Annotated in this window: 17 protein-coding genes (1 of these 17 only partly in view); 4 read left to right on the forward strand and 13 right to left on the reverse strand. The window is 71.1% G+C overall.

Annotated elements, in window-relative coordinates:
- Positions 1-722, forward strand: partial view of an RDD family protein gene (locus ACLLJJ_RS13530; protein ID WP_434590408.1) — the 3' portion only. It extends 427 nt beyond the left edge of the window; 722 of the gene's 1,149 nt are visible here — the last part of the coding sequence; its start codon lies beyond the left edge, outside the window; the stop codon is at positions 720-722.
- A gap of 294 nt (positions 723-1,016) precedes the next feature.
- On the opposite strand, the gene ACLLJJ_RS13535 is transcribed toward ACLLJJ_RS13530, so the two are convergent.
- Together ACLLJJ_RS13535 and ahcY are read right to left on the reverse strand one after the other, a co-directional pair.
- A complete protein-coding gene (locus tag ACLLJJ_RS13535; RefSeq protein ID WP_434590410.1) occupies positions 1,017-1,643 on the reverse strand; it encodes a hypothetical protein in 627 nt (208 codons plus the stop codon).
- 109 nt (positions 1,644-1,752) lie between these two features.
- A complete protein-coding gene (ahcY, locus tag ACLLJJ_RS13540; RefSeq protein ID WP_434590413.1) occupies positions 1,753-3,210 on the reverse strand; it encodes an adenosylhomocysteinase in 1,458 nt (485 codons plus the stop codon).
- A 362-nt stretch (positions 3,211-3,572) separates the two neighbouring features.
- Between ahcY and ACLLJJ_RS13545 the strand changes: the two genes are divergently transcribed.
- Positions 3,573-5,810 (forward strand): fructose-specific PTS transporter subunit EIIC, encoded by a 2,238-nt coding sequence (locus ACLLJJ_RS13545; protein WP_434590416.1) that lies wholly within the window; start codon positions 3,573-3,575, stop codon positions 5,808-5,810.
- A 96-nt stretch (positions 5,811-5,906) separates the two neighbouring features.
- Here ACLLJJ_RS13545 and ACLLJJ_RS13550 read toward each other — a convergent pair whose 3' ends face one another.
- From ACLLJJ_RS13550 to ACLLJJ_RS13585, 8 genes are all read right to left on the reverse strand, one after another.
- The gene (locus ACLLJJ_RS13550; RefSeq protein WP_434600404.1) at positions 5,907-7,142 is read right to left on the reverse strand and encodes an IS30 family transposase; all 1,236 of its coding nucleotides are present in this window, start codon (positions 7,140-7,142) and stop codon (positions 5,907-5,909) included.
- Positions 7,143-7,401: 259 nt separating this feature from the next.
- Positions 7,402-8,382: a cation diffusion facilitator family transporter gene (locus ACLLJJ_RS13555; RefSeq protein WP_434590419.1), complete on the reverse strand. Its 981-nt coding sequence runs from the start codon at positions 8,380-8,382 to the stop codon at positions 7,402-7,404.
- 103 nt (positions 8,383-8,485) lie between these two features.
- Positions 8,486-9,652, reverse strand: a complete 1,167-nt coding sequence (gene manA / locus ACLLJJ_RS13560; protein WP_434590421.1) for a mannose-6-phosphate isomerase, class I — start codon at positions 9,650-9,652, stop codon at positions 8,486-8,488.
- Positions 9,653-9,848: 196 nt separating this feature from the next.
- Entirely contained in the window at positions 9,849-10,982 is a 1,134-nt protein-coding gene (locus tag ACLLJJ_RS13565; RefSeq protein WP_434590424.1) for an SIS domain-containing protein, read from the reverse strand.
- Between the two features lie 206 nt (positions 10,983-11,188).
- On the reverse strand, positions 11,189-11,371 hold the full coding sequence (locus ACLLJJ_RS13570) for a Trm112 family protein (RefSeq protein ID WP_283515244.1): 183 nt from the start codon (positions 11,369-11,371) through the stop codon (positions 11,189-11,191).
- A gap of 474 nt (positions 11,372-11,845) precedes the next feature.
- Positions 11,846-13,210 (reverse strand): phosphomannomutase/phosphoglucomutase, encoded by a 1,365-nt coding sequence (locus ACLLJJ_RS13575; protein ID WP_434590427.1) that lies wholly within the window; start codon positions 13,208-13,210, stop codon positions 11,846-11,848.
- A gap of 79 nt (positions 13,211-13,289) precedes the next feature.
- Positions 13,290-14,906: an L-lactate permease gene (locus ACLLJJ_RS13580; RefSeq protein WP_434590430.1), complete on the reverse strand. Its 1,617-nt coding sequence runs from the start codon at positions 14,904-14,906 to the stop codon at positions 13,290-13,292.
- A 457-nt stretch (positions 14,907-15,363) separates the two neighbouring features.
- Entirely contained in the window at positions 15,364-15,837 is a 474-nt protein-coding gene (locus ACLLJJ_RS13585; RefSeq protein ID WP_434590432.1) for a DUF3499 domain-containing protein, read from the reverse strand.
- Between the two features lie 221 nt (positions 15,838-16,058).
- Between ACLLJJ_RS13585 and ACLLJJ_RS13590 the strand changes: the two genes are divergently transcribed.
- The gene (locus ACLLJJ_RS13590; RefSeq protein ID WP_434590435.1) at positions 16,059-16,517 is read left to right on the forward strand and encodes a metallopeptidase family protein; all 459 of its coding nucleotides are present in this window, start codon (positions 16,059-16,061) and stop codon (positions 16,515-16,517) included.
- A 150-nt stretch (positions 16,518-16,667) separates the two neighbouring features.
- Here the strand turns inward: ACLLJJ_RS13590 and ACLLJJ_RS13595 are convergent, their stop codons facing one another.
- The 3 genes from ACLLJJ_RS13595 to ACLLJJ_RS13605 form a co-directional block, all read right to left on the reverse strand.
- Complete coding sequence (locus ACLLJJ_RS13595) at positions 16,668-18,209, reverse strand: DUF5719 family protein (protein WP_434590437.1); 1,542 nt, start codon at positions 18,207-18,209, stop codon at positions 16,668-16,670.
- Positions 18,206-21,976 carry a glycosyltransferase gene (locus ACLLJJ_RS13600; RefSeq protein ID WP_434590440.1) on the reverse strand — a complete coding sequence of 1,257 codons (3,771 nt, stop codon included), beginning with the start codon at positions 21,974-21,976 and terminating at the stop codon, positions 18,206-18,208. The genes ACLLJJ_RS13595 and ACLLJJ_RS13600 overlap by 4 nt, the downstream gene beginning before the upstream one ends.
- Before the next feature lie 248 nt (positions 21,977-22,224).
- Positions 22,225-22,488: a WhiB family transcriptional regulator gene (locus tag ACLLJJ_RS13605; protein WP_030927001.1), complete on the reverse strand. Its 264-nt coding sequence runs from the start codon at positions 22,486-22,488 to the stop codon at positions 22,225-22,227.
- A 655-nt stretch (positions 22,489-23,143) separates the two neighbouring features.
- Between ACLLJJ_RS13605 and ACLLJJ_RS13610 the strand changes: the two genes are divergently transcribed.
- The gene (locus ACLLJJ_RS13610) at positions 23,144-23,671 is read left to right on the forward strand and encodes a cysteine dioxygenase (protein ID WP_434590444.1); all 528 of its coding nucleotides are present in this window, start codon (positions 23,144-23,146) and stop codon (positions 23,669-23,671) included.
- Positions 23,672-23,735 lie beyond the last annotated feature (64 nt).

The raw sequence follows: 23,735 nt of genomic DNA on the forward strand, positions 1-23,735 counted from the left end.
CCGGGACCCTTGTGGTGCGCGAACGCGTCACGACCGGGCGGATGGCCGCTGTGCCGCCTCCGCCGCCGTGGCTCGTGGGGCGGTTCGCGGGACTGGATCTTTCGGGGGTGCCTGATTCGCTGTGGCTGGCGGTGCGCCAGTACTTGACGCGGATGAGGCAGCTCGATCCGCAGGTGAGCTGGTCGATGGCGGCGCGGCTGGCGGGTGATCTGGCGGCGCGCACAGGCGCTCCCGTGCCGGAGGGTGTGCCGCCTGCCGCCTATCTGGCGGCCGTGGTGAACGAGCGGCAGTCGCGGGACGCGCGGAAGGCGTTCGTGGCGGCGAGGGTGGCCGATGTGGGCCTCGGTGGCCACCCCGGTACGACAGGTGGTGGAGCCGGGATGAGCGGGGTGGTCGCGGCTCCCGATCGTTCGGAGATACCCGCGGTCCCGGGGCGGCCAGTACGTTCGGCCGCTTTCGCGCCTCCGGGCGCAGCGGCTGTTTCGGGACCTGCGGTGGAGTATGCGGAATCCGGGGCGAGTGGGGCGGTGGGAGCGTCCGTCGGGACGGGGACGCGGGCGGAGAAGGGGGCGGACGCGGGAGTGGGAACGGACTCGGGAGCGGGCTCGGGAGTCCCGTCCCGGCGGGTGGGCGGGGCCCCGGGGGCCGGGGCGCCTCAGGATGGGGTGGCGCAGGCCGGGGGGCAGGCGCCTTCTGGCACGGGGTTCGCGCCGCCTGCGTAGGCCGGATCTCGGGTGCGTGGGGGCCTGCGGTGCGTGTGGCCTGCGGTGCGTGGGGGCCGCGGAACGTAAGGGCCCGCCGCACGTGAGGGCCCGCGGAACGTGAGGGCCCGGGAAGGTCCGGAACGTGAGGCCGTGTTCGCGGCTTACGGCGCGGGGGGCGCGGCGTGAGCGTCTGCTGTGTGCGGGCCGGTGTTCTGGAGCGGTTTCTGTTGGCGATCGGCTCTCTGGGCGGGGTCGGCGGCTGCATGGGGCGTAGGCCCTGCGGGCAGCTGCCCGCTCCTCGCTTGCCGAGGCTCACATGCCCGGTTCGGGGAAGACCGATGGCGGTGTCTCCAGGTGCTCCAGTTCGATGCCCGGTGCTGAGAGGACCACGTCGCCGGCGATGTGGATCGTGTGCTGTTCGCCCGTGTCCAGGGCGCTGACCTGGTATTCGTCCACGGTCAGGGGGCCGTTGTCAGTGGCGTGCGCTTCACTCTTCATCAGGGCCCAGGACTGGTCGAGGGTGCGGGGGGCGAGGACCGGGTCGGTGAAGGCGACCAGGCGGACGCGAGTGGCGGGGGAACCGGGGGTGAGGCGCAGCAGACGGGTCGTGGCGATGAGGAAAGCGGGGGATGTGCCGGTGAAGGCGTGCGCGGGGACGTTGCCTTCGGTGGCGTGAGTGCCGGTCGGGTCGGTTCGGACCCAGGTGACGCCTTCGAGGGCGGCACCGCGGACCTGCCAGCTCGCGGCGTTCAGTTCGACGCGGATGGGGCGGCCGAGTTCGTCGAGGGTGAGGTCGACGGAGCCACCGTGATCGCCGGAGGGGGTGGTGATCTGGGAGACGTACCGCCAGCCGGACGGGCCGGGGGCGCAGTGGAAGTGCTCTTCGCCGAGGGGGGTGTGGTCGTGGGAGTCGTGGAGCGAATAACGGCCGCGGGGCATGGGGTCCTTCAGGGTCCTGCGGAGGTCCGACACAGGGCAGGCCCCCGGCACGGGGGTGCGGGGGCCTGCCTGAAAATCTACTGCTGTGGGTCTGCCGCCAAGGGGTGGATCAGTAGCGGTAGTGGTCGGGCTTGAACGGGCCCTCGACCGGGACGCCGATGTACGACGCCTGCTCCGGACGCAGGGTCGTGAGCCTGACGCCGAGGGCGTCGAGGTGGAGGCGGGCGACCTTCTCGTCGAGGTGCTTGGGCAGCACGTAGACGTCGGTCGGGTACTCCTCGGGCTTGGTGAACAGCTCGATCTGGGCCAGGGTCTGGTCCGCGAAGGAGTTGGACATCACGAACGACGGGTGGCCGGTCGCGTTGCCCAGGTTCAGCAGACGGCCCTCGGAGAGAACGATGAGGACCTTGCCGTCGGGGAACTTCCAGGTGTGGACCTGGGGCTTGACCTCGTCCTTGACGACGCCGGGGACGGCCGCGAGACCGGCCATGTCGATCTCGTTGTCGAAGTGACCGATGTTCCCGACAATCGCCTGGTGCTTCATCTTGACCATGTCGGCGGCCATGATGATGTCCTTGTTGCCGGTCGTGGTGACGAAGATGTCGGCGATGCCGACGACATCGTCAAGCGTCGCGACCTGGTAGCCGTCCATCGCGGCCTGGAGTGCGCAGATCGGGTCGATCTCGGTGATGATCACGCGGGCGCCCTGGCCGCGCAGCGACTCCGCGCACCCCTTGCCCACATCGCCGTAACCACAGACGACCGCGACCTTGCCACCGATCAGAACATCGGTGGCCCGGTTGATGCCGTCGATCAACGAGTGCCGGCAGCCGTACTTGTTGTCGAACTTCGACTTCGTCACCGCGTCGTTCACATTGATCGCCGGGAACAGCAGCGCGCCGTCACGGTGCATCTCGTACAGGCGGTGGACGCCGGTGGTGGTCTCCTCGGTCACGCCGCGGATCTCGGAGGCGAGCTGGGTCCACTTCTGCGGGTTCTCGCCGAGAGTGCGGTTCAGCAGACGGAGGATGTAGCTGTACTCCTCGCTGTCCGCGGTGGCCGGGTCCGGAGCTGCGCCGACCTTCTCGAACTCGACGCCCTTGTGGACGAGGAGGGTGGCGTCGCCACCGTCGTCCAAGATCATGTTCGGACCGCCGGTGGGGGTGTTCGGCCAGGTCAGGGCCTGCTCCGTGCACCACCAGTACTCTTCGAGGCTTTCGCCCTTCCAGGCGAAGACCGGGATGCCGGCGGGGCTGTCCGGGGTGCCCTCGGGGCCGACCGCGATGGCGGCGGCGGCGTGGTCCTGGGTGGAGAAGATGTTGCAGGAGGCCCAGCGGACCTGGGCGCCCAGGGCGACCAGGGTCTCGATGAGCACGGCCGTCTGCACGGTCATGTGCAGCGAACCGGTGACGCGGGCGCCGGCGAGCGGCTGGGTCGCGGCGAACTCCTTGCGGATCGACATCAGGCCGGGCATCTCGTGCTCGGCAAGAGTGATCTCCTTGCGCCCGAAGGCGGCAAGGGAGAGGTCCGCGACCTTGAAGTCCTGGCCGGTGGCGACAGTCGTCATGCGAGCTGCTCCTCGTGGGTTGGGTCGAGGTGTGATTACGGCTGACTCTGCGGCGGGCGGGCACACGAATGCCCGAGCGCTAGCAGCGCAGTCCGTCGGAGGCCCTCTCTCCCTCGGCCGGTCCGTGGACCGCCCGACCGCCATCAGCAGCGACGTCTGGCTAGGTCACGAATCTACACCGATCGGAGCAGTGGTCCCCAGCCCGCCTGTTCAGGGCCATGGCTGAAACCAGTGGGGCCATAGAGGGGCAAGCGAGGCCTTTTGGACTTTTGTTCTTGTGCCCACGTGTTGCACGATGCCTGTACACCGGGAACATACGCGCGACGTTGTGGAACGAAGTCGTCAGTCGTTAGGAGATCCACGTGACGAGTCCGGCCGGCCCCACCAGGGGCGGAGACCTGAGCGGGCAGAAGAAGCCGAAGCTGCTCGCGGTCACTGCCTGCCCCACCGGTATCGCCCATACATACATGGCCGCGGAGAAGCTGGCGCAGGCCGCCGAGCAGCTCGGCATCGACATGAAGGTGGAGACCCAAGGTTCCATCGGGGCTGAAAACGTTTTGACTGACAACGATGTCAGAGAGGCTGACGGGATCATCATCGCGGCCGACAAGGACGTCGACCGCAGCAGGTTCGTCGGAAAGCGGGTGCTGGCCGTCGGTGTGGCGGAGGGCATCCGCCATCCCGAGCAGCTGATCGAGCAGGTGAGGACCGCACCCGTGCACGGCGCGGGTGGCGAAGGTGGATCTGCCGAACCGCTGAGCAACAGCGGTGGCGGCGGCAAGGAGCGCAGCGTCGCGTACAAGGCGCTGATGAACGGTGTCTCGTACATGATCCCGTTCGTCGTCGTCGGCGGGCTGCTGATCGCGATCTCGCTCGCGATCGGCGGGCATGCGACGCCGGAAGGTCTTGTCATCCCGAAGAATTCCTTCTGGATGGACGTCAACAACATCGGTGTCATCGGCTTCACGCTGATGGTGCCGATCCTGTCCGGCTACATCGCCTACGCGATCGGGGACCGGCCGGCGCTCGTACCGGGCATGATCGGCGGCTGGATCGCGAATACCGGGTCGCTCTACGACTCGGAGGCGGGCGCGGGCTTCATCGGGGCGATCGTCACCGGCTTCCTGGCCGGTTATCTGGTGCTGTGGATCAAGAAGATGCCGGTCCCGAAGTTCGCCCGGCCGATCATGCCGATCATCGTGATCCCGATTGTCGCGACGACGGCCCTGGGGCTCTTCTTCATCTACGTCATCGGGAAGCCGATCTCGTGGGTCTTCGCACATCTCACCGACTGGCTCAGCGGGATGACCGGGACCAGCGCGATTCTGCTGGGCGCGATTCTCGGGCTGATGATCGCGTTCGACATGGGCGGGCCGGTCAACAAGACGGCGTTCCTGTTCGGCGCGGGGCTCATCGCCACCGGCAATCAGACCGTCATGGGCATGTGCGCCGCCGCGATTCCGGTGATGCCGCTGGGTCAGGGGCTGGCCACGGTGATCCGGCGTCGGCTCTACTCGGAGCAGGAGCGCGAGACCGGTATGGCCGCGCTCTTCATGGGCCTGTTCGGCATCTCCGAAGGCGCGATTCCATTCGCGGCGGCCCGTCCGGCGCAGGTCATTCCGGCGAACATGCTCGGTGGCGCGGTCGCCGGTGCGCTCGCCGGTCTGGCCGGTGTGGAGGACGCGGTGCCGCACGGCGGGCCGATCGTCGCCGTGCTGGGCGCGGTGGGTGGCGTGCCGATGTTCTTCGTGGCCGTGGCCGCGGGAACCGTCGTCACCGCGATCACCACCAACGCGCTGATCGGCATCAAGGAGCGGGGTAAGCACGGCGCAGGCTTGGGTGCCGGTGCCGGTGCCGGAGGCGCTGCCACGAGGCCTGAGGCCGCGCTTGTCGGGGCTGGGGTAGGTGCTGTGGGCGCCGGTACGGGTGGCGTGGGTGCCGGTGGCGGTGCCAGTGCGGCGGGTGCCGGGGGCGGTACGGGTGCCGGTGCGGCGGTGGACGGTGGTGGTGCGGGTCCGAGTGGTGGTGCGGGTCCGAGTGGCGGTACGGGGGTACGTACCAAGAAGGCGGTACCGGCTCCGGTGTCCCGGGCTGCTCGCCGCGTCCCCGCTCCCCCGGCTGTCCCCGTGTCGCCCGCTGAGGGCGAGGTGCTTTCCGGGTACCTCACCGAGCAGACCGTGAAGGTGCGGCTGGCCTCGCAGGACAAGGAGGCGGCGATCCGGGAGATGGCCGCGATGCTGGCCTCCACCGGGAACGTCCAAGACGTGGACGAGCTGGTGCGGGTCGCGCTCGCGCGCGAGACGCAGGGCACGACCGGCCTCGGCGAGGAGATCGCCATTCCGCACGCCAAGACCGATGCGGTGTCCGCCCCGACGGTGGGCTTCGCGCGGTCCGCGGAGGGCATCGAGTGGGGGTCGATGGACGGGACGAAGGCCAAACTGGTCTTCATGATCTCGGTGCCGGAGGCGGCAGCGGGCGACGAACACCTGCGGATCCTCGCGCTCCTCTCGCGCAAGCTGATGGACACCGACTTCCGCGCCCGGCTGTCGGCCGCGCCGGACACGGCGGCGATCCTCGGCATACTGGGCGAGATCAAGTAGGAGACGTGGAGACGTAAGGAAACACGCGCAGAGCACGCGGTGGGCCCCCGCCGATGATGCTTGGGTTCCAGTGGTCGTTGCAACACCGCCTGGTTTTCAGGTGGTGAGTAGATCACGTAGACGCTCGGCTGGAGTACTCCAGCCGAGCGTCTTGCGTGGGCGGCCGTTGAGTTCCTGGGCGACGTGTTCGAGGTCTTCGGGGCTGTGGACGCTGAGGTCGGTGCCTTTGGGGAAGTACTGGCGCAGGAGTCCGTTGGTGTTCTCGTTCGAGCCGCGTTGCCAGGGTGAGGCGGGGTCGCAGAAGTAGACGGGCATGCCGGTGGCCATGGTGAACTGCTTGTGGCGTGCCATCTCGCTGCCCTGGTCCCAGGTGAGGGAGCCGCGCAGGTGTGCGGGCAGGGTCTGGATCGTGGCGACGAGGCCGTCGCGCACGGTTTCGGCGTCGTGGGCTCCGCCCGGCAGGTGGACCAGCATCGTGTAGCGGGTGCTTCGCTCGACCAGCGTGGCAATCGCGGAGCGGCTGTTGGCGCCGATGATCAGGTCGCCTTCCCAGTGGCCGGGCACGGCCCGGTCCTCGACGGCGGCAGGGCGGTCGCTGATCATCACCATCGGGTCGATGAACCGTGGGGTGCGCCGCTGAGGGTCCCGGCGTGGTTTGCGGCGGGTCCGGCCGGAGCGGACGGCGGCCTGGACTTCCCGTTTCAGGCCGCCGCGGGCCTGGAAATACAGCGCCTGGTAGATCGTCTCCACACTCACCCGCATGCTCCGGTCGTCGGGATACTCCTTGCCCAGAGCGTGACAGATCTGCTCCGGCGACCAGCGCCCGCGCAGTCCGTCCTGGACGAAGCGTCGCAGCCGGCCCTCGCGCAGCAGCTTGCGGTCCTTGGGGCGGGGTCTGCGCGTGGCGGCCGCCCGGTGGGCAGCGTAGGGCTGATAGCCCTCAAGGCCCGAGTTCGCGTCGGTCTCCCGCTTGACCGTGCTCGCCGGCCGCCCCAGGGCCCGTCCGATCGCCCGCAGCGACTGCCCCGCCGCGCGGAGATCGCGGATCTTCTCGCGCTCGGCGAGCGTCAGGAACCGTGGGTGAATCTGCTTCTCCAGGGCCTTCAGGCCCACCGGCGTTGTGGTCACGCCACCCATCGTGAGGGTCCCGGTGGTGTAGTCGACACGGCGACCGTCGGCGTAGGTGCGTGTGGTGCCGCTCTTCTTGACGCCCCAGTCCCAGTCCTTGGCCGTGCGCTCGTTCACGTCGACCTGCCGGGCCGCTGCCCGGCGTGCGACTCCGGCGGCCCGAAGCCGCTCGTACTCGTCGCGCCGAGGATGCCGCTGCGACAGGCGCACCGACCCGCGTCCGGCCTTCCGGGCCCAGCCGAAGGCCGTGTTGCGGTTCACGCCCAGCTCACGCGCCACCACGGTCACGCTCCCCACGACATCCAGCCGCGCAAGGAAACGTGCCTTCAACCCTGCAAGATCACCACGCTCAACGCCCACGGTCCCCGCAACTCCCACAGATCATGGGTGTTGCGAGGACCGTTAGAACCCAAGATGCCCGGGGGCCCACTGCGTGTTCCGGGTGCTCCGGGGGTGCCGCGCGTCAGTGCGCGGTCGGCGGGGCGGTCTCGCCGCCCGGGGACTTGCCCGGGTTCTCGCCCGCCGCCGCCGCCGACTCGCTGTAGATGTCCGGCTCCAGGTAGATCACCCGCGCGATCGGGACCGCCTCGCGGATGCGCTCCTCCGCCGCGTTGATCGCGTGGGCCACGTCCGCCGCCGTGTCACCGGCCTGTACCGCGATCTTGGCGGCGACCAGCAGTTCCTCGGGGCCGAGGTGGAGCGTACGCATGTGAATGACGCGGGTGACGGTGTCGCCGTCGACGATCGACGCCTTGATCTTGTCGACCTCGTCCGTGCCGGCGGCCTCGCCGAGCAGGAGGGACTTCGTCTCGGCGGCCAGGATGATCGCGATGATGATCAGCAGGATGCCGATGCACAGGGTGCCGATGCCGTCCCAGACGCCGTTGCCTGTCGCCAGTGCGATGCTCACACCGACGAGCGCCAGGACAAGACCGACCAGCGCGCCGAGGTCCTCCAGCAGGACAACGGGGAGCTCGGGGGCCTTCGCGCGGCGGACGAACTCCTTCCAGGAGAGGTTGCCTCGCGTCTGGTTGGACTCCTTGATGGCCGTCCGGAACGAGAAGGACTCCGCGATGATCGCGAAGATGAGGACGCCGACCGGCCAGTACCACATCTCGATCTCGTGGGGGTGCTTGATCTTCTCGTAGCCCTCGTAGATGGCGAACATGCCACCCACGGAGAAGAGCACGATGGAGACGAGGAAGGCGTAGATGTAGCGCTCGCGCCCGTAGCCGAAGGGGTGCTGGGGGGTCGCCTCGCGCTTGGCCTTCTTGCCGCCGAGCAGCAGCAGCCCCTGGTTGCCGGAGTCGGCGAGCGAGTGCACGCTCTCCGCGAGCATCGAGGACGCTCCACTGAAGAGGAACGCCACAAACTTGGCTACCGCGATCGCGAGGTTGGCGACGAGTGCCGCCACGATCGCCTTGTTTCCGCCTGACGCACTCATGGGTGCAGAGTGTCCCTTCCTTGATGCCGCGGCCCTGGTGCCGCCGTACGGCTACGGCGGCACATTGTTGCAGCTTGCCGTGGGAAGCCGTGCGGATGAGGCGTCAGGCCACCACTGTGGCGCGGAAGAGGGTGCCCGTACCGGACAATTCCACTGATTCGCGCGCGGGTACGAAGGCCGACTCCCCCGGTGCGAGGACGAGTTCGCCGACGCGGACCCTGCCCGCCGTGCAGAGCAGGATCTGCGGGGTGGCGGACGGCAGGGTGCGGGGCGCGGCGCCCTCGGCCAGGACGTGGCGCGAGAGCCGGAATTCGTCGATCGGGGTGTCGTAGAGTTCTTCGCCGTCGGGGGACGCCTCCGGGCGCAGGACGCCGGTGTCGGTGGCCTCGAAGCGGACGACGCGTAGCAGTTCGGGCACGTCGACGTGCTTGGGGGTCAGGCCGCAGCGCAGCACGTTGTCAGAGTTGGCCATGATCTCGACGCCCAGGCCGTTGAGGTACGCGTGCGGGACGCCGGCTCCGAGGAAGAGGGCCTCTCCGGGCTGCAGTTGTACGTAGTTGAGCAGCATGGCGGCGATGACGCCCGGGTCGCCGGGGTAGTGGTGGGCGATCGAGGCGTAGGGGGCGTACGCGCCGCCCAGGCGCTCGGCGGCGGCGGCTGCCTCGGTGACGGTCTCGGCCATCTCGGCGCGGTCGGCGGTCAGTACGGCGGTGAGCACCTCACGCAGCGCTGCCTCTTCGGGATGCGCGCGCAGCAGGTCGACGTACGGCTTGAGCGAGTCGACGTCGAGGGCGGCCAGGACGTCGGCGGACTCGGCGGGCGGGCGGAAACCGCACAGGCCGTCGAAGGGGGTGAGCGCGCAGATCAGCTCGGGCTTGTGGTTGGCGTCCTTGTAGTTGCGGCTCGGGGCGTCGATGGGGACACCCCGGCGCTCCTCGTCCTCGTAGCCCTCTTTCGCCTGGGCCCGGTTCGGGTGGACCTGCAAGGAGAGGGGGGCGCCGGCCGCGAGCAGCTTGAGCAGGAAGGGGAGGCGCGGGCCGAACTTCGCGGCGGCCTCGGCGCCCAGTTCCTGCTCGGGGTGCGCGGCGATGACGTCGGAGAGTGCTTCCTCGCCACCGGCGCCGCGGTCGATCCGCGAGGGGGCTCCGGGGTGGGCACCCATCCACATCTCGGCCTGGGGCTCGCCGGTCGGGGCTACGGCGAGCAGTTCCGGGATGGCGGTCGTGGAGCCCCAGGCGTAGGGGCGCACGGTGTTCGACAGGCGGTCCATGGTGCTTTCCCTCTGGGTGGGATGAGTGGCTAGGTGGTCCTGGCGGTCCCGGTGGTCCCGGCGGGCGTCCGGGGCCGAGGCCGTGCTCGTATCCGGCTCCGGGCAGGCCGGTTCGGCCGGGGGTCGGCGTGAGTGCTGGTGCTGGTGCTGGTGCTGGTGCTGGTGCTGGTGCTGGTGCTGGTGCTGGTGCTGGTGGTCATGATCGCCCGGCGGAGGCGAGCGTCAGGTAAACGGCGGCGAAATCCGTGATGGCGAGGAGCTCGGCGAGATTCTCCAGCTCGCTGCCCTCCTCGGGTTCGAGCTCGCTGATGGCCGTGTCGTGGCTGAGGGCGAGTTCGCGGGCGGAGGGGGCCGCGGAGAGACCGCCGGTGGGGCGGTCGCGCAGGAGCACCACGCGCGCGTGCATGGGCTGCGGCTCGTCGACCCGGTCGCGGAAGAAGTCACCGGGGTCGGCGCCCGCCGCGAAGGCCCCGGCGAGCAGCACACCGTGCGCGGGCAGGGCCTCGGGGAGCTCGGCGCAGAGCGCGGGGCGGCCGGCCAGCTCGGCGAGCACGGCGGCGAAGCGACGCCCCGCCGGGCCCGCGTACTGCCCTTCCGTCCAGACGAGGGGGAGCGAGTCGGCCAGCTCGGAGGCGAGCGTCTTCGCCGGGTTGCTGTACGTCGCAATGGCCGGGCCGCAGCGCTCTGCGGTCCGGTCCAGGCGGTCGGCGACGAGCCGCAGGGTGTCGGGGGACGCCGTGAGCAGACCGACGCGGTCGAGGAGGACGAGCAGCGGCGTGAGGAGGGCCCAGAGTGCGCCGGGTCCTGCGGTGGCGCTCTCGTCGTACTCCTCGTACGGGGCGGTCGCCATCGGTACGGCCAGTCCGTGCACGCCGCCGATGGATTCGCTCAGCGGGGAGTTCTGCGGGGCGACGGCGACGACGGTGCAGCCTCGGCGGTACGCCTGCTCGGCCAGGAGCGCGAGGCCGGGCTCGGAGCCGTCCGTCGTGACCAGGAGCAGCAGATCCACGGAGCCCGCCCAGCCGGGGAGGGTCCAACGCAGGGCGCCCGGTGCGGGGGCGACGCCGGAGGAGTGCAGCCGGGTCACCGGGCAGGCGGCGCCCGCGAGTGCGGTGAGCAGGTCCGACACGCCTGCGGCGGCGGTGCCGGGGCCTGCGATCAGTACGGCGCGGGGTCGGCCCTCCGCCTTGATCTCGGCGAGGCCGGCCTCAGTGGCGTGCCGGGCGGCGGTACGCACCCGCGCACCCGCTTCGGCCGCGCCGCGCAGCAGGCCACGGCGGTCCACCCGGGCCAGGGCCTCCGGGTCGTCCAGCAACGACTCGTCGAGCATGTGGCGGGCCTCCGATCACCGGGCGCGATGGGCTGCGCGCAGGGGGACGTCATTCGGGCCGGGCGGGCTGAGCGACCTGGTGGTGCGCTCAGCCGTGTCGCGCCGGGGTCCGGCTCCGGGCCGTGCTGGGCTCGGAGCCCGCCGGCTCGGCCGCTTCTGCGCTGCTCAGAACCTGCAGCTCAGGGCGTCCGGACCGGAGCTCCTGATCAGGCGGGGCGGCGGGCCTCGTCGACGAGGAGGACGGGGATGCCGTCCCGTACCGGGTAGGCGAGACCGCAGTCCTTGCCGGTGCAGATCAGCTCGGGGGCGTCCGCGCTGGACGCGTCGCTGAGGGGCGCGTGACAGGCGGGGCAGGCGAGGATCTCCAGAAGGCCGGCTTCGAGCGGCATGGGGTGGGTCCCTTCGAGCATGCGGATTGGGCCACGTCAGCCTACCGCCGAGTGAGGCGTGGCGCGGTCTGACGAGCGGCGGGAATCGGCGGGGGCCCGGGCGGGGGCGGGCGGAGCTCGGTTTTCGGCGGCGTGGGGGTGGCCGCGGCGGCGGGAGTGGCCGGACGTCGAACGGGTGCGGAGGGGGCGGGCGGACCGTCCCGGTGAGGTGCGGGGGGCGTGCGCCTGGGCCCCGGGGGCGTCTCGGTGGGGTGCCGGGGGCGCAGGGGCCGGGAGCGGAGGTTCCAGAGCCCCCAGGGCGGAGGGCCGGGACCCCGGGGGCGGCCGTCTCAGCGAGGTACGAAGCAGCGGGGGCGAGGAACCGGCGAGCCTCTCCCCGAGCCGAGCCCCCGGACGGAAGCCGGTGCAGGGGGGGCGGCGCCTGCCGGGCGCGCTCGGCGCCCGGCAGTGTGGGATACGCGGCGCCAAATGGTGTCAGGCGCGGATCAGGGCCAGGGCCTCGTCACGGACACGGGACATGGTGGGCTCGTCGCGGGCCTCTACGTTCAGGCGCAGCAGCGGCTCCGTGTTGGACGGGCGCAGGTTGAACCACCAGTCCGCGGCGGCGACCGTCAGGCCGTCGAGCTCGTCGATGGAGATGCCGTCGCGGCCCTCGTACGCCGTCTTCACCGCGGCCAGCCGGCCCGCCTGGTCGTCCACCGTGGAGTTGATCTCGCCCGAGCCCGCGTAGCGGTCGTACTGCGCGACGAGCTCCGACAGCGTGCCCTCCTGGCCGCCCAGCGCGGCCAGCACGTGCAGGGCGGCGAGCATGCCCGTGTCGGCGTTCCAGAAGTCGCGGAAGTAGTAGTGCGCGGAGTGCTCACCGCCGAAGATCGCGCCCGTTTCGGCCATCTCGGCCTTGATGAAGGAGTGGCCGACGCGTGTGCGGACCGGGGTGCCGCCGTTCTCCTTGACGACCTCCGGGACGGACCAGGACGTGATCAGGTTGTGGATGACTGTGCCCTTGCCGCCGTTGCGAGTGAGCTCGCGGGCGGCGACGAGCGCGGTGATCGCGGACGGGGAGATGCCTTGGCCGCGCTCGTCGACGACGAAGCAGCGGTCCGCGTCGCCGTCGAAGGCCAGGCCGAGGTCGGCGCCGGTCTCGCGGACCTTCGCCTGGAGGTCGACGATGTTCTTCGGGTCGAGCGGGTTGGCCTCGTGGTTCGGGAAGGTGCCGTCCAGCTCGAAGTACATCGGGATCAGCTCGACGCGCAGGCCGGCGAAGACCGTGGGCACCGTGTGGCCGCCCATGCCGTTCCCCGCGTCCACCACGACCTTGAGGGGGCGCATCGAGGTCAGGTCGACGAGGGAGAGAAGATACGCCGCGTAATCCGTCAACGTGTCACGCTGCGTGATGGTTCCGGTGGTCGCGGCCGGCGGCGGCGCACCCGCGTCGGACCACTGCTCGACCAGCGCGCGGATCTCGCCGAGGCCGGTGTCCTGGCCCACCGGGGCCGCGCCCGACCGGCACATCTTGATGCCGTTGTACCGCGCGGGATTGTGCGACGCGGTGAACATCGCGCCCGGCAGGCCGAATTGGCCGGACGCGAAGTACAGCTGGTCGGTCGAACAGAGACCGATCTCCGTCACGTCGGCCCCACTCGCCGCCGCCCCGCGCGCGAATGCCCGCGAGAGTCCTGGCGACGAAGGCCTCATGTCGTGTCCAGTGACGATCGCGTCGGCGTTCGTCACCTGCACGAAGGCAGCTCCGAACAGTTCGGCCAGCGGCTCGTCCCACTGGTCGGGGACTACTCCGCGCACGTCGTACGCCTTGACGATCTGCGACAGATCTGCAGCCACGGCCACATCCTCCTGAGGTCCTGCGCGGTTGTCCTGTTCGGTCACCCCAAAGCTACCCGTACGACGTTACGGAGCGGTCCTACGGCAGCATCCAGCCGAGTACTGGCGTGCTTTGGCCCATGACAATCAGGCACATCACCAGCAACAGGCCCAGACTCCACGGCAGCACCTTCCGGAGCAGGTCCCCCTCACGCCCGGCCAGTCCGACCGCCGCGCACGCGATCGTAAGATTCTGCGGGGAGATCATCTTTCCGAGTACGCCGCCGGAGCTGTTGGCCGCCGCGAGCAGCTCGGGGGAGAGCCCGGACTGGTTGGCGGCCGTCACCTGGAGCGCGCCGAAGAGTGCGTTGGCGGAGGTGTCGGAGCCGGTGACGGCGACCCCGAACCACCCCAGCACGGGTGAGAGGAAGGCGAGCCCGGCGCCCGCCGCCGCGACGAAGTGGCCGATCGTCGCAGCTTGTCCGGACAGGTTCATGACGTACGCCAGGGCCAGCACGGATGTCACGGTCAGGATCGCGAACCGCAGCTCGTGCACGGTCGCCGCCCACTCGCGCAGTGCTTCACGCGCGCGTACCCGCAGGACGACCGCGGTGGCCAGGCCCGCGAGGAGCACCAGCGTGCCGCCCGTCGACACCAGCGGCAGTGCGAAGACGTTGCCGCTGACCGGCGCCCCCTGCGGGTCAGCGACATTGAGGAACGGCCAGTCGAAGGTGCGGGTCGCCCCGGCCAACAGGTCCTTGACGGGCGGGATCTGCGCGAGGGAGAAGATCACCACGATCAGTACGTACGGCGCGTAGGCGCGCAGCACCTCGCGCCTCGGGTCCTCCCGGTCGAGGTCCTCGCTCCGCACGCCGGTCAGCACGGTCGCCCGCACCGGCTCGTCGGCGGGCTTGCGGGCGCTCGGCACGGCCATGAGCGCCCCCGCGCCGGCCAGCGCCGCGCCGATGTCGGCGAGTTGGGCGGAGACGTAGTTGGAGGCGAGGAACTGGGCGGCGGCGAAGGCGAATCCGCAGGCGAGAGCCGGTACCCAGGTCTCTCGCAGTCCGCGCCTGCCGTCGACGAGCCAGACCAGTACGAGCGGTACGACGAGGGCCAGCAGCGGCGTCTGACGGCCGACGACGGACGCGACGGTGTCCAGGGGCAGTCCGGTGACCTGGGCGAGCGTGACGACCGGGGTGCCCATCGCGCCGAAGGCGACGGGCGCGGTGTTCGCGACCAGGGCGACGACCGCGGCCCGTACGGGGTCGAAGCCGAGCGCCACCAGCATCACCGCGCTGATGGCGACCGGTGCCCCGAAGCCCGCGAGTGCCTCAAGGAGCGCGCCGAAGCAGAAGGCGACGACGAGTGCCTGGATGCGCGGGTCGTCGGAGAGGCGGCCGAAGGAGCGCCTGAGGATGTCGAAGTGCTGGGTGCGGACGGTCATCCGGTACACCCAGAGGGCGTTGACGACGATCCACAGGATGGGGAAGAGCCCGAAGAGGACGCCCTGTGCGGCGCTGGAGAGGCCCTGGCCGAGTGGCATGCCGTACGCGAGCCGGGCGGCTGCCAGGGCCACTGCGAGCCCGATGAGCCCCGCAAGGTGGGCCTTCATCCGCACCAGGCCCAGCAGTACGAGCACGGTGACGAGCGGAAGGGCGGCCACGAGCGCCGACAGGGCGAGTGAGCCGGCGACGGGTTCCAACTGTTGCACGAACACACGGGCCTCCCGGATTCCGCGATACGGAAATGGATCTCTCGCGGGTGGAGGCATGGTCATGTCCGCGACGAAGGCGGGTCAATGGTGCGTCAGGAGGAGATCCGGTGAAGCCGCACGCGCGCGTGCGGCTTGCTCGGCGTGCTCAGGGCGCTGTCGGACTTACCCGGTGTACCTCGGCCCCCGAGTGCGGACGCGAGTGTCCGGGGGCTCCAGGGCGCTGCGGCGTGAGGGGCGGGACGGGGCCGAGCTGTCCGGTTGCCGCGACGTGTGGATCGGGGCCGAGCTGTCCGGTTGCCGCGACGCGTGGATCGGGGCCGAGCTCTCCCGCACTGCGGCGCCGGTGTCCGGCTGCGTTGCCTCACGCTGTCCTGCGCCTGTGATCAGAGCCGGGCGGCCGAGCGGCCGTATCGCGGAGGGAACCTCACGGATTTGCCTGCCAGGGACGGGAGCGCGGCTGTCAGGACTCCGGGGAGCGCAGCACCCGGAGGTGGCTGCGGCGCGCGACCTCCATCGGGTCCGCCGTGCGCGCTCCGACGGCCGTCTCGGCGGCGCGGTCGCGGGGCCTGGCGGCCTCACGGACGGCGTTGGCGAGCGCTTCGAGGTCGTCGCCGCTGGGGCGGGACGGCGCGGAGCTGCCGGCCAGCCGCAGGACCTCCCAGCCGCGCGGGGCGGTCAGTCGATCCGCGTGCTCGGCGCACAGGTCGTAGCAATGGGGCTCGGCATAGGTGGCGAGGGGGCCGAGGACTGCGGTCGAGTCCGCGTAGACGTACGTCAGTGTCGCGACAGCAGGGCGGCCGCACGCGGTGCGCGAACAGCGACGTACAGGGCTCACGATGCTGGACGCTACCGCACTCTTGAGCGGGCTGCGACGACTCTCCGGGACGTCACTCCACCGTGTCGCGGCCCGTACCCCGTCCCAGCCGTCTCCCAAGTAACTGCCCTGACCTGTATGGGGAGTGCATGGCACAGAAAGTGACCGCACGGCGGCAGCCGCCACTTGGGGCAAATAGCGTCAACCGGCGCGAGACGCATGGTCGTGTCCGGGCGTGAAATCGAGACCGAACTTGGCCGGAATGCTCAATAAGCGACATGGCGCACGGCGTCCTGTTGCCGCAGTCGAAGCGCCCCGATGAGGGCTACTCTGCGTCAGTGATGGACAGTGCCGTACCTCCCCTCCCTACCGGGCCGGGACCGCGCCGACGCGACCGCCACGGCCGCGGAATGCGTGGGCCCGTGGCCCCACCCCAGGTGCCCCTCTCGGCCAGCCGCGCGGCGGCCTTCGGCGACCTCGTACAGGACTCCGTGGAGCGCCTGGAGCGGCGCTGGCCCCAGCTGTCCGAGGTCGATTTCGTGGTGCTCGACGTCCCGCGCACCGGCGGCGGGGACGATCCCGAGGCGTGGGCCACCGAGGCGGTGCCGCTCGGCGGAATGATGGCCGCCACGAGCAGCAAGCCCGCGCGGATCGTCGTCTACCGGCGTCCGGTCGAGATCCGCTCGAAGAGCCGCGACGAGCGTGCCCTGCTCGTCCACGAGATCGTCGTGGAGCAGGTCGCGGAACTGCTCGGCTTGTCACCGGAGTCGGTCGACCCGCGCTACGGACAGCAGGAATAGTCCCCCGCACGACGGAAGACGGCACGACGCGACGACTGGGCGACCGGGGCGGGCCTCGGCGCGGCGGCACTGGATACGCCCCCGGAGCGGTTTCGGGTTTCCGGGCCGCCACGCGTGCGTGGCGGCCCGGAAACACCCCCGCCCGGCGTCTCAGTCGTCCAGGACCGACAGGTCCTGCTCCGCCTCCGGTACCGAGACCGTGCCCCGGTCGTCCGGCAGCGTCTGCACGGTGAACATCGGGATGCCGTCCTCAGGCAGTGCGAGCGCGCGGGAGGCGTGGACGGGGCCGCCCGACTGCGGCTCGACCGTCAGGGCGTACGACCCCTTGAGCCCGGCCGGGACCGGCGGCTTCTCCACCGCGAGCGTGGTGCCCGCCTTGACGGTGTACGTCTCGACGACCGGCTCGCCGCCCTCGCTGCCCGCCGACGCGGTGACCTTGACCTTGGCTGCGGCGCCCGGCGCGGTCAGCGACAGGATCGACCCCTTGGCCCTGTTGTCGGCCGCCGTCGCGCGCTCGCCCACCGGGGCGGTCGCCGGGATGTACGCCACTTCCTGAGCGGCGCCCTTGCCTCGTACGACGCGCAGCGCCGCGACCACCGGCGCCGTGCCCTGCGCCGGGGTCAGCACCAGGGATCCCGGCTCGCCCTTGGTGACGTCCTGCAGGTCGACCGAGGAGGTCATTCCCGACTTCACGTGCAGGGTCTCGCTGCCCGCCGGGGCGAGCGAGCCGCTCGGGCCGGCCAGGCGCACCTTGAGGTCCGCGTCGTCGTCACCGGGCGCGAAGACCACCAGGCGCACCGATGTGGCGTCCGCCGGGATGCCGGGGAGTACCGCGGTGCTTCCCGGACCGGCGGAGGAAGCCAGCCAGTCGCTGCCGAGCTTGCCGTCCATCGCCTGGACGACGGCGCCGACGCGGCCGGAGCGGGTGGTGACGTGGACCGTCGCGTTCTCGGCGCGGTCCGCGGTCAGCGTGGAGAGCAGCACGGGGACGGTGGACCTGGCGGGGACCGTGATCCCTTCCCCCGCCTCGGACTTGAGAGCGCCGTCCTTGCCGTACAACTCGATGTCGGCGACCGCGGCGGTGTCGTCGGGGTTGGTGAGGTGGACGTAGTCCTGCCGCGATGCCCCGGTGCTCGCTCCGGGGAACCAGAAGTCGGTGTCGGGCGCGGTGCAGCTGACGCCGAGCAGGCCGCGCGCGCTGCCCGCGGTGATCTTGGTGGTCTGCTGGGCGGTCCAGCCGGGAGCGAGCGGCCCGTCGGCGGCGCCCACCAGGGCCGGGGATTCGGCGCCGGAGGCCTCGGCGGTGGCAGGCTTGCCGGGCTCCTTCAGCGAGAGGACGGGCTTGCTCTCGCGCACCTTCCCGGCACCCGCCCCGGCCTTCTTCTTGTCGTCCTTCTTGCCCTTGCCCTCGTCCGGGTCCACCAAGGTGGCGTCGGTGGGGGCGAGCTCCGCGGAGCCCGTCTTCGCCGCGCCGCTTTTGCCGGGCGGGGTGAACGAGGTGTACGTCGTCTCGGCGAGGTCGGACGTGCTCGGCGCGGGGCAGAGCAGGCTGGAGCGCTCGACGGGCCGCCGCGCCGGTGTCGCCGTCGCGGCCTTTTCCGTGCCACCGTCCGGCGCGGAAACCACGGCGAAGCCGGTGACAGCGGCGAGGGCGGTGGTGACGGCGAGCAGGGAGAGGGTGCTGCGGTTCATCGGTTGGTGCTCCCGTCGGGGCGCTGCTCGTTCTCGTTCTCGGTGTCGGGGTCCACGGCGTAGGGCTCGTAGGGCTGCTGCTGTTGCCCGTAGCCGTACGGGTCGTACTGGCCCTCCTGGTACGGCTCCGTCCGATACGGCTCCGCCTGGTACTGCTCACCGGCGTAGTTCTGGCCGTCGCCGTACTGGCCCTGCGGGTACTGCCCCTCCGGGTACGGGACGCCCTGCTGCTGAGCGCCCTGGTACCGCTCGTCGCCGTACTGCCGCACCGGCTCCTGGGCGTACTGCTGCTGTTGCTGCTGTGCGTACTCGGCGTCCGGGTAGGTCTGCGCGTCCCACTCCCCGTACTGCTGCTGCGGCACCGCCCCGTACGGGACCTCGCCGGCCTGCTGCGGGGCGAAGGTGTCGTCCTGCGGGACCTGGCCGGGTACCTGGCCGTACGGGTCCTCGGCGGGCGGCACGGGGGCCTGCTCCGCGTCGCCGTCCAGGGGGGCGTGCGCACTCTCCGCCTGCGCTGCCGCGCGCAGCCTGCGCGCCCTGCGCCCCTCGCCCGCCACCGGCTCGGCGGCGACCACCTCGGGCTCCTCATCGGGCAGGTCGTCGTCGACCTCGCGGCGGCGGCCCGGCAGCGCGAGGACCAGCAGGAGCAGGGCGAGCCCCGCCTGGGTCCAGGTCCACGCCGTGTGGGCGACGGACGATTCGTAGGTCAGGTCGAGCCGACCGCCCTCGGTGGGCAGTTCGAAGCCCTGCGCCCAGCCGTCCACGGTCTTCTTCGTCAGGGCGCGCCCGTCGAGCGTGGCCTGCCAGCCCTCGTCTGCGGCGTCCGCGATCCGCAGGGTGCGGCCCGCTTCGCCCGCCGGGATCTTCGTATGTGCCTCGACCCGGCTCGATGCGACGGACAGCGGCTCGCCGCCCTCCTTGCCCGAGACGATGGTGGCCCGCGCGACCTGCCGGTCGACGCGCCACAGCGCGCTGCCGTCGAGCTGGCTCAGCCGGCTCAGGCCCGGCGTGGAGTCGAGCACCCGGCTCATCGCGCGCGGCGCCCCGTCCCGCACGAGGACGTACCGCACCGCGTACCCGCCGAGCTGGCCCGCCTGGTCGGCGCCGGAACCCGCCACCAGATTGGAAACGATCTTGTTGAGTTCCGGGTTGCCGCCCGCCGCCTCGGCGAGCTCCCCGTCGCCGAGGGCGGCGCCGGAACCACGGACGAGCGTGTACGAGACCTTCGCGGCCGAGGTGCCGCCGAGGACGAGGGTGCGCGCCTGGTCTCGGGTGCCGCTCTCCTCCGCGACGAACGCCGGCACCTGTACCGGGTCGCGCCGTTCGAGCGGCCCGGCGGCGCCGCTCAGCATCCAGCCGGCGGCCGCGAGCAGCGGTCCCGCCGCGGCGGCGAAGGCGATCAGTACCGCGACGGGCTGGCGCCAGCCGAAGCTCTGGGTGGCGACGCGATCGCGCGCACCGTCGGCGCCCAGCACGGTCGCACCGATCAGCGCGATGCCGTAGACGAGGGTCGCGGGTCCGGCCCAGCCTTCGTTGTTCGACAGGACGGCGAACACGAGGCCGACGAGAGCGACGGCCCAGGCCGCGCGGACGGCGAACTGCCGCTCGCCGCGCAGCAGGGCGGCCAGCGCCGCGAGGACGATGCCGATGAGCAGCAGGCCGCCCACGGCCTTCGGCCCGCCGGGGCTCGCGCCCAGCAGGTCGAGCGCGGTGGCCGCGCCGGTACCGAATTCCAGGCCCGCCTCGCGGAAGAAGCCGGCCGGTCCGGTCAGCAGGGAGAGCGACCAGGGAGCCAGCATCAGCACCGGGGTGCCGAGTGCGGCCAGGAAGCGCAGTCCGTACGCCGGGAGGTCGTCGCGGCGCAGCACCAGCACGCCGAGGCCGAGCACCAGGGCGATCGGCCACACGACGGGGGTGAAGGCCATCGCGAGGGTCAGCAGGAGCGCGTACGCCCAGACGGCGCGCCAGCTGGAGCGTGCGCCCCCGGTGCGCAGACCGCTCGCGGCGACGGCGCACCGTGCGATCAGCGGCAGCAGGATCGCCAGCACGGCGGTCCCGAGCCGGCCGCTCGCGAGGGCGCCGGTGGCAGCGGGCAGGAAGGCGTACGCGACGCTCGCCCAGGCCCGCAGCAGGCGGGACTCGACTAGCGGGCGCGAGACGAAGTAGGCGGCGAGTCCGGCCAGCGGCACCGAGCAGACCAGGAGCACGGTGAGCGCGAAGCCGGTGGAGCCGAGGAAGAGGGCCGACAGGGCCGCGAGCATCCCGAGGTACGGGGGCGCCGTCTGGGTGCCGCCCGTCCCGATGGGGTGCCAGACGTCGGCGTAGCGGGACCATAGGTCGCCGACGTCGGACGGCGCGGGCAGCAGGGCGCCGCCCGCCAGTGCGCCGCCGCCGAGGAGTCCACGGCAGGCGATGAGCGAGACGAGCAGCAGCAGGGCGAAGAGCACCGGGCCCGGCTTGCGCACGACGCGCTTCACCCGGACGAACTGCTCGACCTCCATGAAGTCCGCCTCGTCCCCGCCGGGTCCCGACTCGGCGACGCCGTGCCGTGAGCCGGCGTCGGCCTCCGTGCTGCTGCCGAAGCTGCCCGCCACCTGTTCGAAGGTGGCCCTGATGGTCGCGCCGGTCGGCGGGAACAGCGGGCGCAGTTCGCTCGCCTCGACCGTGCCCTTTCCGCGCCGCTTTCTGGCCGCGAGGATCTTCCCCGGGCGGAGCAGGGTGCCGAAGAGTCCGGTGACCTCGTCGACCGCCTGGCCGGGCACCTTGCCCACCAGGTAGGCGAGTGTGCGCAGCAGCGTTCCGAGGACGAGGCGCAGCATGACGTACGGCAGCAGGGCGCCGCGTGCGTTGACGAGCATCGTGTAGACGGCGCCGGCCTTGTCGACGCGGTGCGGGCCCGCGACCGACCGTCCGGCGCAGTCGATGGGCCGGCGCTCGCGCGCCGACGCCTCCGCGTGCCGCAGCACCGCGTCGGGGGCGACGAGCACCCGGTGGCCGGCGGCGTGCGCGCGCCAGCACAGGTCGACGTCGTCGCGCATGAGCGGCAGCCTGCGGTCGAAGCCGCCGAGCTCCTCCCACACGTCACGCCGGACGAGCATGCCCGCCGTGGACACCGAGAGGACCGAGCGGACCTGGTCGTGCTGGCCCTGGTCCTGCTCGCGCCGGTCCAGGCCGGTCCAGCGGCGACCGCTGTTGGCGATGGAGACGCCGACTTCGAGGAGCTGTTTGCGGTCGTACCAGCCGCGCAGTTTGGGGCCGATGATCGCGGCGTGCCGGTCGGAGTCCGCGACGCGCAGCAGTTCCGCGAGGGCGCCGGGGTCGGGCGCGCAGTCGTCGTGCAGCAGCCAGAGCCACTGGACCGGCTCGCCGTGCGGGAGGTCGGGCATGTCGTACGCGTCGTCGTGCCACGTCCTGCTCACGGGGTCCCAGCCGCTCGGCCGCTTCAGGTAGGGCAGCTCTTCGGGGGTGAGGACAACTGCCGTGCGGACCGCCTCGTCGACGGCCGTTCCGAAGCCGGAGCGGCGTGCGAGGTGCAGCACGCGCTCGGCGCCGAAGGCATCCGCGAGGAGTTGGGCGGAGTCGTCGGCGCTGCCTGTGTCGGCGGCGACGGCGTTCTGGACGGGGCGCTCCTGCCCCAGCAGTCCGGCGAGGGCGTCGGGCAGCCAGCGGGCACCGTCGTGGGAGACGAGCACGGCGGTGACGACATGCCGGGGGAACTCGGGCGCGGCCGCCGCGTACGGCGCCGACGTTTGGCTGTGCACGGACATCGGGGTACGGGCCCTCCGGCCGGGGTCCGGGGGTCGCCCCCCGGAAGGCTGCTGTCTGCTGTGTGGACGCCCGCGCCCCGTGGGGGCTTTGGTGCGTCTCGGACAGCGGCCCACACTAACGGCTGAGCAACACAGCGGTCCGCCGCCCGCAGATCGGATGCGGACGACGGACCGTTCATTACGTACGGGCTTGTGCGGTTCGGCACCGGTCGGTACCGGGACGCGGCGCTCGGAGAGCCGCGTCCCGGTCAGACAGCGGCTTTCTTCAGCCGCCGGCGTTCACGCTCGGACAGGCCGCCCCAGATTCCGAACCGCTCGTCGTTGGACAGCGCGTACTCAAGGCATTCGGAGCGGACCTCACAGGCGAGGCAGACCTTCTTGGCCTCACGGGTGGAACCACCCTTTTCGGGAAAGAAGGACTCGGGATCGGTCTGGGCGCACAACGCGCGCTCCTGCCAGCCGAGTTCCTCGTCCGCGTCCTCGACCAGCAGTTGCTGGAACAGCTCGGTCATGTGCGCCCCTCGTCTGTCTTTTGCTTCCCCGTGATCTGGCCGTAACCGATTTTCGGCCGAAACGACACGAGTGAAATTACAAGTGCGCCGATCCGGGCCAGTCAAGCCGAGATCTGCTATTGGGCCCGATATTCACTCTGCGGAACCAAGGTTATGCGGAAAGTGTTCAAATCACCAAAAACTGTGACACATGCCAAAGGCTCATTCACGCCTTCCCTCTCACCGGGGAAGGATGCGCTGGCGTTGGATCTTGTTGCGATTCGTCCGCAGAAGCGACCCGGATCACAGTCCGATCACGAGGCCGCAACGGCGTTTGTTTGTGCGGTTGATGCGCCACATCTCCGCGCCGCCACCTGCACAAACCTTTCTCCGCATCCTGTAACCGGATGAGGTGAAACATTACCGCCAAAACGGTCACGGGGTTGACAGGGAGTGAGCAAACATGTCTTCTTGATTTCATGCCAGAGACCGCAGCGCGCCCCCGGACCCACACACGTGGGTTCCGTTGCGCTGTCCAGGCCCGCTGTTGCTGTTCCAGCTGTTGAAGCCTTCGCGCTCCAGCTCACTCTCCGTGACATCGCATTCGTGACACAGTGTCACCTCTGACACTTCTTCTTGCGACACCCCAGCACTCATGCCGAGGAACCCCCGCATCATGAACAGCACCAGCACCACCACCGGCGCCCCCGTCGAGAGCGACCTCCAGATCGCCGGCGACATCCTCGCCGTCCAGCACCTCCTCCAGCCCGCCCGCGAGCACCCGGCCACCGTGGCCGAATTCGTCGGCCTGGCACGCTCCATCGCCGCCGACCGCGCGCAGTGGCAGGACCTCGTCGAGTACGACGCGACCACCCGCTGGTACCACCGGCTCCGCACCGGCCCCGGTTACGAGGTCTGGCTGCTCAGTTGGGTGCCGGGACAGGGCAGCGGTCTGCACGACCACGGCCTGTCCTCCGGCGTACTGACCGTCCTCGACGGACAGTTGACCGAGCGCACCGAGCGGGCGCAGCGCACGCTCGGTGCGGGCGCGCAGCGCGTGTTCGCCCCCGGGTACGCCCACGAGGTCGTCAACGACTCGCTGGAGCCCGCGGTCAGCCTGCACGTGTACTTCCCGGGCCTCACCGAAATGCCGATGCACGCCGCCCAGTGCTCGCCGGCCGCCGAGGATGTCGTAGCGGTCTGACGGGCCCTCCCGCCGCCCGGCCACCACCCCGCAACGCGTCGGGCCGCGGCTGACAGACTGTCCG

The organism is Streptomyces sp. A5-4 (assembly GCF_051131715.1).
GTDB lineage: Bacteria > Actinomycetota > Actinomycetes > Streptomycetales > Streptomycetaceae > Streptomyces.